We start from the raw sequence: 11,943 nt of genomic DNA on the forward strand, positions 1-11,943 counted from the left end.
CTCATAGGGGCCCAATAGGTCCCGGCGCAGAGGCGACCGAGGGGTCCACCTCCCACTGGGGAGGTGGACCCCTCGTCCGTGCCCGCCCGCGGTTCCCGGCCCCGGACGGTGATCGATAGTGGTGAAAACGCCACGTCAGGGCGCCGATAGTGGTGATTCCACCACGAGGGATGCACGCAGGGGAGCCGACCGCCCCCTGGGGCGGCCGGCCTGGCGTTCACGGCGTTCCCCGATGCGACAGCGCGCGACGCGACCGGGGGTCAGCGGGCGACGCGTGACAGGGCCGCCTTCTGGGCCGCCTCCAGCGGGCCGTGGCGGAAACGGCGGAGCCACAGGGCGCTCCCGGCCAGCAGCACCGCGCTGATCGCCGCCCACAGGGCGATGACCCACCACGGGCCGGTTCCCGCGAAGTGCGTGGCCAGGCCCAGGCCGAAGCCGTAGCACACCACCATGGCGATCGCGTTCTGCAGCACGTAGCCGCTCAGCGCCGTGCGCCCCAGGTTCGACAGCGCGGCCGTGACCGGACCGGTGCGCCGGGCCCGGTCCAGCACCAGGCCGACCAGCCCCGCTACGCCGAGCGCCACCACCGGGGCCGCGACATAGCGCTCGATGAGGAACCCGTCGCCGCCCATCAAGGAGGCGGCCGCCTTCATCGGAACTCCGGCCCCCAGCCCCCACACCGCCAGGCGGACCCGCAGCCGCCGCCCCTGCGCCCCCGGGCCGAACGCGCCGGCGCGGAAGAGGGCCACTCCGCACAGGAACAGCGTGAGCATCATGCCGAAGGTCATGACCGGCTCGATCCGCAGCACCATGGCGTTCTCCAGGCGGACCGCCACCTGCTCCAGGTACCCGCCCTCGGCGTAGAGGCGGACCGCACCCGGGTCGGGGCCGCCGGCGCCGTCCCCGCCGACGGCCCCCGCCGCCACCATCAGGGCGGTGGCCCCTGCCATCGCCGCCACGTGCAGTGAGCCGGCGGCCCAGGCCGCCGCCGCGCGCACACGCCGTCCGCGCGCCAGCAGCAACGCCGCGGCCATCGCGGTCACGGCGTACCCCATGAGCACGTCCCAGGCGAACACCAGGGTGAAGTGCACCAGCCCTTCGGCGAACAGGAACAGCGCACGCCACTTGTAGGGGCCCGGCCAGGGGAGGCCGCGCTTGTGCGCGGAGCGGTACTGCACCGCGAGCCCGGCGCCGAACAGCAGCGTGAGCAGCGCCAGCGACGTTCCGTTCGCGGTGAGGCGGAACAGGGCCTCCACGACGGTGCCGGGCGAGGGGTCGGCGGTGACCGAGGCCAGCGTGGGCGCCTCCATGGACAGCGCACTGAGCTCCGCGCCGGGGGCGGTGAAGATCCAGACGTTCATTCCGAGGGTGCCCAGGATCGCCAGGCCCCGGAGCACATCGAGCAGGGGGAGGCGCCCCGCCCCCTGGGGCGCCTCCCCCTGCCCAGGCGCCGCCTGCGGTCCGCCGGTATCGGCTCGGACCCCGCTCCCGGCCTCGGTCCGCGGCCCGCTGCTCGTCCCCATCCGCCGTGTCCTCTCCCCGTCGTCCGCGCCAGGCGGACCAGTCCCGGCCCGCACTCCGACCAGAGTGGCGGCCGGAGGGCGCCGAGGACCTCCTGCGTCGCGGCGACTCCGTCTACATCCTTGGACGTAGGAACCGGGCGGGATCGGTCGGCCGTCACGACCGACCGCGGCGCCCCTGCTGCCGTTGATCCCGGCGAGGGCGGGAGAGGGCCGCCTCCGATCCGCGACGACCGTGCCGAACCGGTCGGACGGAGGCGACACCACGTCAGCGGACGCCGTCCCCCGGCGCCGGTCGGCCGCTGTCCGAGCGGCGCCCGGTGGGGTCGTGTCCGCTGGCGTGGTGGACCTCTGCGGGCCCCGGCCGCTCCCGGGGAGCACTGCCTGCCGCCCGCACCGACACCCCCCGTTGATCTCGGGGAAGTCGGGTAATACCGGCCGGTATTCCCCGACTTCCCCGAGATCAACGACAAGGAAGGGGGCGCGCACCGGGGGCGGGGCCGCCGATCGCGTTGCAGCGGCCGCACCGCTCGGAAGGACGCGGCCGACAGTTCCACTACTCCAGCGGACACGACCCGGATGCGCGTAGGGGGCCCGCCACCACGCGAGGGGGCCGGCTGCGCGGGTTCAATGGGGCGCGGTCCCTCGCACCGCCCGGACGCAGGCGCTGGACCGGCGGCTGACCGAAGAGGGGAACGCCGCGGGGAGCGGGGGCGGATCCATCGGCGAGGCGTTGAAGCGGAGTGACTTCCCGCGGCTGTGAGCGCCTTTCACCGGGCGGCCGAAGGCCGCCCGGGCCGCGCCCTTGGGAGCGGCGCCATCTCCCTTCGCCCGGAACCGCGCGGTCCTGGCACCCTGATCCGGGCTCGGCTCCGGGCTCTGCCGCCCTGAGGGCGGCCCGACCGGCGCGCCGGCCGTGTTCGGGCAGGGGGAGGCCGCCCGGCAGGAGGCGCTCAGGGCCGCCGAGAGCTCCACCGCACGAACGGACGCGACCGGCGGCCTTCGGCCGATCCACGAAGGCGTGTGCTCTGGCCGGGGGTCCACGGCGGCCGCTGGCCGCCTTCCGAAGGAGTGGCCGCGGAGCGGCCGTACCGGACCGGGCGGAGGGAGACCGCGCCACGGGAGCGGACACGGCCTGCCGTGGTGCTCACCGGGGGACATGCGGACCCCGGTCCGGACGCCGGCCGCACACGGCGACGGGGGCGCCCTCAGTGGAGGGCGCCCCCGTCGGTCGCGGGCCTCACAGGCGCACGGTGGTGCTTCGGACGATCTCGAAGACCGGGTGGTCCGCGGCCTCGTCGACGAACCACTCCAGGGGCGAGTCGGGCGCGGCCTTGAAGTAGGGGCCCACCACCGCGACCCGCGGGTGGTCCATGTACTCGCGCAGCACCGGCGCGGCGCGCTCGGCGCCCACCTCGACCACGCTGACCAGCTCGATCCACCCGCCCCGGCGCAGCGTCGCGAAGCCGTCCTTGCGGATGTTGCGCACCCAGCCGACCTCACCGTAAGGGGCGACGAGGAAGCGGCCCTGCTCGTTCTCGACCAGGTCGACCGGGGTCGAGCGCAGGAAGCCCGTCGAGCGTCCGCGGGTGGTCAGCAGTCTCGTGGAGGACGGGCCCAGCCCGTACTTCACCAGGCCGGACATGCTCGCGTCGAAGACGCGCCGCACCTTCGTGGCCCGGAACTGCTTGGTGTCGTTCCCCATCGACCTCTCCCTCGTTCGGCTCACGACCATTGTGCTGGGTGGGCCGGGGCCGGGGCTACTCGCGGGTCACCGGAACGCCGAGAGCCCCGTCACCGCCTGGCCGATGCTGAGCGCGTGGATCTCCTCGGTGCCCTCGTAGGTGGCCACCGTCTCCAGGTTCGCCATGTGCCGCATCACCGGGTATTCCAGGGTGATCCCGTTGGCGCCGTGCACCGACCGGGCGGTGCGGGCCACCCGCTGGGCCGCGGCCACGTTCGCGAACTTGCCGAAGCTCACGTGGTTGTGGTGGCAGGCGCCCTCCTCCTTCAGCCGCCCGATCCGCAGCGCCGCCATCTGCGCGTGGTTCACGTCCACCACCATGTCGGCCAGCTTGCGCTGGGTGAGCTGGAAGGCGCCGATGGGCCGTCCGAACTGCTCCCGGGTGGCGGCGTACTCCAGCGCCGACTCGTAGCACGCGCGGGCCGCGCCCACCACGCCCCACACGATGCCGTAGCGGGCCTCGTTCAGGCAGGACAGCGGCGAGCCCAGGCCCCGCGACCCGGGCAGCAGCGCCGAGCCGGGCAGCCGCACGCCCTCCAGCACCAGCTCCGAGGTGACCGAGGCGCGCAGCGACAGCTTGTGCCGGACGGTGTTGGCGGTGAACCCCGGGGTGCCGGTGGGCACGAGGAAGCCGCGGACGCCGTCGTCGGTCGCGGCCCACACCACCGCCGCGTCGGCGACCGAACCGTTGGTGATCCACATCTTGGTGCCGTCGAGAACCCAGTCGTCGCCGTCGCGGCGGGCGCGGGTGCGCATCGATCCGGGGTCGCTGCCGGAGTCGGGCTCGGTCAGCCCGAAGCAGCCGATCGCCTCTCCGGCGGCCATCCGCGGCAGCCACTGCTCCTTCTGCTCCTCGGAGCCGAACTTGTGGATCGCGGTCATGGCCAGCGACCCCTGCACCGACACGAAGCTGCGCAGGCCCGAGTCGACGGCCTCCAGCTCCCTGCACGCCACGCCGTAGGCGACCGGGCCGGCGCCGGCGCAGCCGTGGCCCTCCAGGTGCATGCCCAGCACGCCCAGGGCGCCCAGCCGCTTGGCGAGGCCGCGGGCGTCCGGGATGGTCCCGGCCTCGTACCAGTCGGCGACGTTCGGCAGCAGCTCGTCGGCGGCGAACGCGCGCACGGTGTCGCGGATGTCGCGCTCCTCGCCGGTCAGCTCCCGGTCCAGGGCCAGGAAGTCGCGGGGGTCGGGGGCCGCGGCCTTGCGCTGGTCGCTCATCGGTGGTCCGTCCTTTCGTCGTCATCGGTGGGGGTCTCGGCCGGCGCGGCGCCGGGGGCGCTCTGGTGCACCGCGCCGCGGTCGATCATGGCCGCGATGTCCTCTTCGGCCAGCCCGAGCCCGGCCAGGACCTCGCGGGAGTGCTGGCCGAGCAGGGGAGGGGGCAGGGGCGGGGCGCCGTCCGCCGCGCGGGAGCCCGCGCCCGAGGCCAGGCGGAACCCGGCGCGGACGGTGTCCAGCGGCCCGGCGGTGGGGTGGTCGACCCGCACCAGCACGTCGTCCCCGGCGGACTGGGCGGCCTGCACCGCGTCCAGGGGGCCGCGCACCTGCCCGGCCGGGACCCCGGCCGCCAGGAGCAGCTTCAGCCACTCGGCGGCGGGGCGGGCCCGCAGCTCGGCCTCCAGCTGGGGGATGAGCGCGTCCCGGTTGCGGATCCGGTCCGGGTTCCCGGCGAAGCGCGGGTCGGCGCCCAGGTCGGGGCGTCCCAGCACCTCGCACAGCCGCTGGAACAGCCCGTCGTTGCCGGCGGCGACCACGATGTCGGCGTCGGCGGTGCCGAACACCTGGTAGGGCACCACGGTGGAGTGGGCGTTGCCCATGCGCGGCGGCTCGGCGCCGGTGACCAGCGCCTGCTGGGCGATGTTGACCAGGCCCGACAGGGCCGAGTTGATGAGCGAGACCTCCACGTGCTCGCCTTGCCCGGTGGTGCGGGCGCGCAGCAGCGCCCCCAGGATCGCCACCGCGGCGTTGAGGCCGGAGAGCACGTCGGTCATGGCCACGCCCACCTTGGAGGGCGGGCCGTCCGGCTCGCCGGTGATGCCCATCAGCCCGCTCTCGGCCTGGACGAGCACGTCGAAGGCGGGGCGGTCGGCGGGGGTGTGCTCGGGGCCGAAGCCGCTGATGGAGCAGTACACCACGGCGGGGTTGCGCTCGCGGACCTCGGCGTAGCCCAGGCCCAGGCGCTCGGCCACGCCCGGGCGGAAGTTCTGGATCACCACGTCGGAGCGGGCGCACAGCTCCTGTACGGCCGCCCGCCCGGCGGGGTCCTTGACGTCCGCCGCCAGGCTCCGCTTCCCGCGGTTGACGGCCAGGTAGTAGGCGGCCTCCCCGCCGGCGTGGGGTGGGCCCCAGGCGCGGGTGTCGTCGCCGCGCCCGGGGTGCTCCACCTTCACCACCTCGGCCCCCAGGTCCGCCAGGAGCATGGTGGCGTAGGGGCCGGCGAGGACCCGGGACAGGTCGGCCACCCGGACCCCGGCCAGGGGGCCCTGGGCCTGCGGTGCCCCGTCGGCCGGCGCCTCGGGTCGCGCGCCGCCGTCGGGAGCGCGGCCGCCGCTGCCGGGACCGCGGTCGGATTCGTGCTCGTCGTGTGCGTCGGTGCGGTTCGTCGGGCTCATCCCTCGCTCACTCGGTCGGCTGCTCGCCGCCGCGCTGTTCGCGCAGCTGGTGGTAGGTCTCCAGGCAGCGCCGCAGCGCCGTGGTCAGGGCGGCGCCGGACTGGCCGGCGTAGCGGGTGCGCACGCGCTCGGAGATCTCGGGCAGGTCCTCGGCGACCGACAGGCCCTCGACGAGCGCGCGGAAGAACTGCTTGGCCAGGTCGGTGAGGAGCGTGGTGTCGGCGGCGACGATGCGCCCGTCCGTGACGTTGACGGCGAGCACCACGCCGAGGCGCTCGTACTGGGAATGGCTCGCGACCGCGTCGGGCAGGCGGGCGTACCCCGAGACGAGGACGACGTCGGGGTCGGCGAGCAGAGCGCGCGTGTGGTCGTGACCGTGCACGGTGTGGGCCCTTTCCGTTTCCAGGCAGCATGAGGCTCCGTAGGGCTGGAGTCTCGCGCCTGGCAGGGCGACCTGGGAAGGCAGGGCGCCCTCAGCGGGAGGGCAGTCGTCCAAGTATCCCCGCAACCGGTGCACCGCTGTCAATGCTGCGGTGCGGCCGTGTGCCGGAGGCGGGGGATCGGCGATCCCGTCGACGTCCAGGCGCATCCCGTCGACCGGACTCCGGGCCGGCTCCTCCGCGCCGACACCGTCACCACGGCCCCGCCTTGCGCAGAACCGGACACGGTGCGCTATAGTCCCGCATAGGTCATGAGCGCCAGCGCGAAGCCCCGGCTTGCTGGCCGGCAACCCTCCACCGCGGTGGGGTGCCCCGGGTGAGGACCAGGTCGAGACACGACCGATGGACGCAACGTGTCAGGCAAGCGCGGACCCCCGCGGGTTCGAGCCGGAGACACCGCCGTGCGCCGATGCCGCCGCGCGGGGACGCTCCCGGCTCCTCGGGGTCCCGATGACCCCTGAGGAGCAGTGATGACCGCAGTCGCCGAGAACCCCGCCCCCTCCGCCGTCCCCGCCGCCCGTGCGTGCGGCGCCGACGCGCCCGCCGTGCTCGGCACCGGGCTGTCGGTGCCGCTGGCCTCCGGCGGCACCGCCGAGTACGCCAACTTCGACTACGCGGCCAGCGCGCCCTGCCTGGAGGCGGTCCGCGGCGAGCTGGACGAGGCGCTGCCGCTCTACGCCAGCGTGCACCGCGGCGCCGGGTACCTGTCGCAGGTCAGCACCGCCGCCTACGAGCGGGCCCGGCGCACCGTCGCCCGGTACACCGGGGTGCGCGACGACGACGCGCTGGTCTTCGTGCGCGGCACCACCGACGCCCTCAACCTGCTGGCGCGCTGCCTGCCCGAGGGGTGCACGGTGGTGGTCTTCGCCGCCGAGCACCACGCCAACCTGCTGCCCTGGGAGCACCAGGGGAGCCGGGCCGGGCGGGTGGTGCGCCTGCCGCTGCCGCAGAGCCCGCAGGAGGCGGTGCGCGCGGCGCGCGAGGCGCTGCGGGCCGCCCCTGAGGGGCCCCGGCTGCTGTGCGTGACCGCGGCCTCCAACGTCACCGGCGAGATCTGGCCGGTGCGCGAGCTGGCCGAGGCGGCCCGCGCCGAAGGCGCCCGCATCGCGGTGGACGCCGCCCAGTACGTGCCGCACCGCCGCTTCGACCTGGCCGAGACCGGGGCCGACTACGTCGCCTACTCCGGGCACAAGCTCTACGCCCCGTTCGGGTCGGGCGTGCTGGCCGGGCGCGCCGACTGGCTCCGCGAGGCCGCCCCCTACCTGGCGGGCGGAGGTGCCACCGGCAACGTGACCGACGCGGACGTGCGCTGGAACGACCTGCCGGCGCGGCACGAGGCGGGCAGCCCGAACGTGCTGGGCGCGGTGGCGCTCGCCGCCGCCTGCCGGACCCTGCAGGAGGCCGACCAGGAGCGCCTGCACGCCCGCGAGGAGGCGCTCCTGCGACGGCTGCGGGCCGGGCTGGCGGCCGTCCCGGGGGTGCACGACCTCTCGCTGTGGGACCGCGGGCACCCGCGGGTGGGCATCGTGTCGTTCGTGGTGGACGGGGTCCCGGCGGGGCTGCTGGCGGCGGCCCTGTCGGCCGAGCACGGGATCGGCGTGCGCGACGGGCTGTTCTGCGCCCACCCGCTGACCCGGTACCTGCTGCCGGAGGGGCACGGGCAGGCGGTCCGCGCCAGCATCGGCCTGGGCACCACCGAGGAGCACGTCGACCGCCTCGTGGCCGCGGTGGCCGCCCTCGCGGACCGGGGTCCGCGGCTGGAGTACCGCGACGACGCCGGCCGACTGGTCCCCGTGGAGCCCTCCGAGGCGTGAGCCGGGCCGGTGGGCGCGTCGGTCGGCGCGCCCACCGGCAGGCCCACTGCGGGGCCGGGCAGGCCCACCGGAGGGCCCGATGACAGGGCGACCCTCCTACCGGAGTCCGGGGGCGTGCGAGTGCTCGGCGACGGGCGTAGCTCACGGTCGGCGTCCGTCGGTGGCGGCCTGGACGTTGAATTCGATGCGGCGACGGCGCAACAGGTGCCCCGCTTCGGACCGCCTGCCGGGTGGCGGGTCCTGCACGGTGCATGCGAGGGACCGCGATGGAAGGACAGGGCGCCTGCCCGAGCCCGTCGGTCGAGCATCGGGTCCCTCGTGGCCAGGGAATCCCCCGGCGACGGCGCAGCAGAGGCGCCCCTGAGGGAGGCGCCGCTGGGGGCCGGTTACTCCTCTTACCCGCCGGTCCTGCACCGGCCGCCTCACCATGGCTCCACCACTTTCGATGGTCGTACCGCCCCTCCCGCGCCCGCCGCGACAGGAGTGTTCGGGAGGGCTCTGCCGGCCCGAATCTCCGGCCGACGGAGGCGGGCCCCTATTCACTCCTGCCCCAATCTTCGCGGGTGGCTTATTCGGGATGATTTCGGTCAAAACTTCTCTAACAAGGATTCCCGGGGGCGAAAGAGGGCGGGCGTCGTTGGCGGGCGGGCGCCGGCGGACGGCCGCGGACCGTGACGGCCCGACCGGCGGCATGCGGGCGCGCATGCCGGTCCGCGGGCGGTCGAGTGGGCGGGGAGTCCGCCGGTCGGCGGGTATCCGTGCAGGTGGGGGGTGCCTCAACGTGCGTGCGGGGCGGTGCGAGGCCGCGCCGGATCCGGTGGGCGGAAGCGGCGCCGAAATCTCTCGATCCGGAAAAGAGCCGTTCATTCTCGGTGAATTTATCGCCGGGTGAATGACCTACCTCACAACAGGTAACATCGATCGCCAAAGGACTTCGGGAGCGCGATCGTGACTGATGAGTGGCCGGCCCAGCCGATCGTCGAGGACCACAGGATCCCCGACGTGCCCCGACCCCGTGTTGTCGGCCTGGACGGCCGGCCCGCCCCGCTCCGGGGGGCCGCCCCACCTGCCGCAACGGCCCCACCGGCGTCCGCCGCCGACCCGCTCGACCGCACCCGCCTGGCCTTCGCCGCCCGGGCCGCCCGCTACCTCGCCGCCGACGCCGGGGTCCGCCAGTTCGTCGACCTCTCCTCGGGACTGCCCACCTGCGACGCGGTCCTCTCCGCCGCGGGGGAGGGCCGCTCCGGTGTGCGCGCCCTCTACGCCGACGCCTCCAACGGCCCCGCCCTGCACGCCGGCGCCTCCCCGCACCGGGCGGCGGCGCCGGTGGTGTCCCTCTCCTGTTCCTCGCCGCACACCCTGGTGGAGCGGCTGCGAACGTGCGGGCTCGTCGACTTCGACGAGCCCGTCTGCGTTCTGCTGCTCGACACCGCCCCCGGGGCCGGCGGACCCGGACCCGCCCCCGCCCTGCTGGCCGCGCTGCACGACGCCCTCGGGCCGGGCGGCCACGTGCTCGCCACCTTCCCCGAGGAGCGGCGGCACGACCGTGCGGCGCGCGCGCTCGCCCCGTTCGCGCCGCTGGAGCCCGGACTGGCCGACATCACGTGGTGGCCCTACCCCGACGAAGAGGTCGCCGCCGAGGGCAGCGGCATCGCCGGGGCCGTGGGCAGGAGGGACGGTAGCCGATGACCTCGCTCGACTGGCCCACCGAGGTTCTCGGCCAGCTGGAGTTCTACTGGGACGCCTCGCTGCGCCCCCGGCTGGACGGCCTCGGCGACGACGAGTTCTTCTGGGAACCGGTCGAACCGTGCTGGTCGGTGCGCCCGCGCCCGGACGGCACGTTCGCCGCCGACTGGGACTGGCCCGAACCGGACCCGCCGCCCTTCACCACCCTGGCCTGGCGGCTCGGGCACATCATCGTCGGCGTGCTGGAGCTGCGGGTGGACCACCACTTCGGCGACGGCACCCTCTCCCTGGCCGACGCCGCATGGCCGGGCGGCGCGGAGGAGGCTCTGGCGCGCCTGGACGCGGCCTACCGGGCCTGGTGCGCGGGGGTGAGAACGAAGGCCCCCGAGGACTTCGCCGCCCCCGTGGGCGCGGCCGAGCCGGAGCAGTGGGCCGACCTGCCCTTCGCGGTGCTCGCCCTGCACGTCAACCGCGAGGTGATGCACCACGGCGCCGAAGTGGCGCTGCTGCGCGACCTGTACCGCGCCCACCCGGCGCACGTGCGCGACGCGGTCTGACCCGACCGGCCCGGGGACGACCCGGGCACGCGCGCGTGCACGCCCCGGGCCCCGGGTCACAGCCCCCGCTCGGCCCAGTGCCGCCGGTGCGCCTCGACCAGCCAGGTGTCGGCCCGGTCCCGGTCCGGTTCCTCGGGAAGGGGCGAGGTCTCCAGGAGCCGCTGCAGACAGGCCTCCTGCTCGTCGGCGGCCTCCAAGGCCTCCTTCATCGTGTGCTCGCCGCGGCGCAGCTCCCGGAGCCAGGACGCCCACGGCTCGGGCATCGGCAGGGTCAGGCGGCCGGTCTCCAGGATCTCGGCGCCCTGCACCCCCAGCCGCACCATGTGGTAGGCGAACTTGGTGTCGAAGCCGTACCGGTCGATGAGCTCGGGGCGGTTGGTGTGGCGCCCGGCCCGCCGGCCGAGCAGGCTGTCGCGCTGGGCGCGCAGGTAGCCCAGGCAGCGGTCGCCGACCCGGCGGGACAGGATGCGGTCGGCGCCCTCGCGCAGCTCGCGCCCGAGCAGGTCGGCACGGACGATCTCCTCCTCGGGGACGAAGAGGGGCAGCAGCACCGTCGGGTTGCCGTCCAGGGCGAGGCGCATCCACTTGCGCAGCGAGTACACGGTCAGGTCGAGGTCGCCGGGCCCGGAGCGGACGCCCTCGGGCTGGGACCGGTAGATGTACTGCTCGAAGGAGCGCAGCCCCATGACGTACTCCGGGGGCTCGACGCAGATCCCCATCTCGTCGCGGTCGTCCTGGTCGGAGACGGTGATGCCGTGGACCCCCGAACCGACCTGGCACTGCAGGACGGTGCCCTTCTCGGCGAGCTCGGCGAATTCGGGGCTTGAGTGCTTCAACGTGCGACCTCCCGCGGCCCGGGGACCGGGCCGCCGTCCATGGTGCGGCGCCCCGCACCGGGGACCTCCCGCGGGTGGGAAGTAGAGCAACGTAGCAGGGGCGCAAGGGGGATGCGCAAATGGATTGTGCGCTGCGTGCCCGGAGCGGCTATAAGGCGTGCATGGGAGCGTGCATGGGAGTCATGGTCACTGTCAGAGATGTTCCGGAGGGCGTTGTGACGCACTTGCGGAGGAGGCACGAGAACAGGGGTGCTCGCTGCAGAGTCTGCTCCTGTCGGTCCTGAATCGTGAGGCCCCGTTCATCCGTAACAGGAAGCTGCTGGCCGATATCGAGTGCGAGCTTGAGAGAGACGGAAGAGCCGGGCCGGACGCGGCCGACTCCGCTGATGTGATCAGAGCAGGCCGTACTGAAGATTGGAAATGACTCGGATGAAGGTGCGCCTGGACCGGAGCGGCCGCAGTGGGACAAGCCGCATAGGCGTAGCGGATCCCTCGGTGCTGACCCACGGGGTCTGACCGGAATGCTCGTCTTTCAGTACTCGCCTTGTGGCGCTCACCGAACTCCGATGTGCATCGGACGGCTTCTGAGCGCTGAAAGGCGGTCGAGTGGTGGAGCTTTCGGCCGCGTCCTTGTGAGCGGTGCGACCGCTGCGGCGTGATCGGTGTCCCCGCCCCGGGTGCGCACCCCTCCTTCTTGCCGTTGATCTCGGGGGAGTCGGGGTAATACCCGCCGG

9 protein-coding genes and 1 riboswitch are annotated in these 11,943 nt (G+C 74.5%); of the genes, 3 read left to right on the top strand and 6 right to left on the bottom strand.

Features of this window, described 5'->3' with window-relative positions:
* Positions 1 to 260: 260 nt before the first annotated feature.
* The 5 genes from D450_RS0127980 to D450_RS0128000 all read right to left on the bottom strand — a co-directional run bounded on the left by D450_RS0127980 (position 261) and on the right by D450_RS0128000 (position 6,258).
* The gene (locus tag D450_RS0127980; RefSeq protein ID WP_017541934.1) at positions 261 to 1,523 is read right to left on the bottom strand and encodes a DUF418 domain-containing protein; all 1,263 of its coding nucleotides are present in this window, start codon (positions 1,521 to 1,523) and stop codon (positions 261 to 263) included.
* Positions 1,524 to 2,760: 1,237 nt separating this feature from the next.
* Positions 2,761 to 3,225, bottom strand: coding sequence for a nitroreductase/quinone reductase family protein (locus D450_RS0127985; protein ID WP_017541935.1), 465 nt, complete (start codon positions 3,223 to 3,225; stop codon positions 2,761 to 2,763).
* 66 nt (positions 3,226 to 3,291) lie between these two features.
* Positions 3,292 to 4,482, bottom strand: a complete 1,191-nt coding sequence (locus tag D450_RS0127990; RefSeq protein WP_017541936.1) for an acyl-CoA dehydrogenase family protein — start codon at positions 4,480 to 4,482, stop codon at positions 3,292 to 3,294.
* The gene (locus tag D450_RS0127995) at positions 4,479 to 5,876 is read right to left on the bottom strand and encodes a CaiB/BaiF CoA transferase family protein (protein ID WP_017541937.1); all 1,398 of its coding nucleotides are present in this window, start codon (positions 5,874 to 5,876) and stop codon (positions 4,479 to 4,481) included. Before D450_RS0127995 ends, D450_RS0127990 begins: the two co-directional genes overlap by 4 nt.
* A gap of 7 nt (positions 5,877 to 5,883) precedes the next feature.
* The gene (locus D450_RS0128000) at positions 5,884 to 6,258 is read right to left on the bottom strand and encodes a DUF3870 domain-containing protein (RefSeq protein WP_017541938.1); all 375 of its coding nucleotides are present in this window, start codon (positions 6,256 to 6,258) and stop codon (positions 5,884 to 5,886) included.
* A gap of 305 nt (positions 6,259 to 6,563) precedes the next feature.
* Positions 6,564 to 6,689: riboswitch (SAM riboswitch) on the top strand.
* Between the two features lie 97 nt (positions 6,690 to 6,786).
* Between D450_RS0128000 and D450_RS0128005 the strand changes: the two genes are divergently transcribed.
* From D450_RS0128005 to D450_RS0128015, 3 genes are all read left to right on the top strand, one after another.
* Positions 6,787 to 8,130 (top strand): aminotransferase class V-fold PLP-dependent enzyme, encoded by a 1,344-nt coding sequence (locus D450_RS0128005; RefSeq protein ID WP_017541939.1) that lies wholly within the window; start codon positions 6,787 to 6,789, stop codon positions 8,128 to 8,130.
* A gap of 948 nt (positions 8,131 to 9,078) precedes the next feature.
* The gene (locus D450_RS0128010; protein WP_017541940.1) at positions 9,079 to 9,819 is read left to right on the top strand and encodes an SAM-dependent methyltransferase; all 741 of its coding nucleotides are present in this window, start codon (positions 9,079 to 9,081) and stop codon (positions 9,817 to 9,819) included.
* Entirely contained in the window at positions 9,816 to 10,373 is a 558-nt protein-coding gene (locus D450_RS0128015) for a DinB family protein (RefSeq protein ID WP_017541941.1), read from the top strand. Before D450_RS0128010 ends, D450_RS0128015 begins: the two co-directional genes overlap by 4 nt.
* Before the next feature lie 56 nt (positions 10,374 to 10,429).
* Here the strand turns inward: D450_RS0128015 and D450_RS0128020 are convergent, their stop codons facing one another.
* Positions 10,430 to 11,209, bottom strand: coding sequence for a nucleotidyltransferase domain-containing protein (locus tag D450_RS0128020; protein ID WP_017541942.1), 780 nt, complete (start codon positions 11,207 to 11,209; stop codon positions 10,430 to 10,432).
* Positions 11,210 to 11,943 lie beyond the last annotated feature (734 nt).

The sequence above is a fragment of the Nocardiopsis halophila DSM 44494 genome, from assembly GCF_000341245.1.
GTDB lineage: Bacteria > Actinomycetota > Actinomycetes > Streptosporangiales > Streptosporangiaceae > Nocardiopsis_A > Nocardiopsis_A halophila.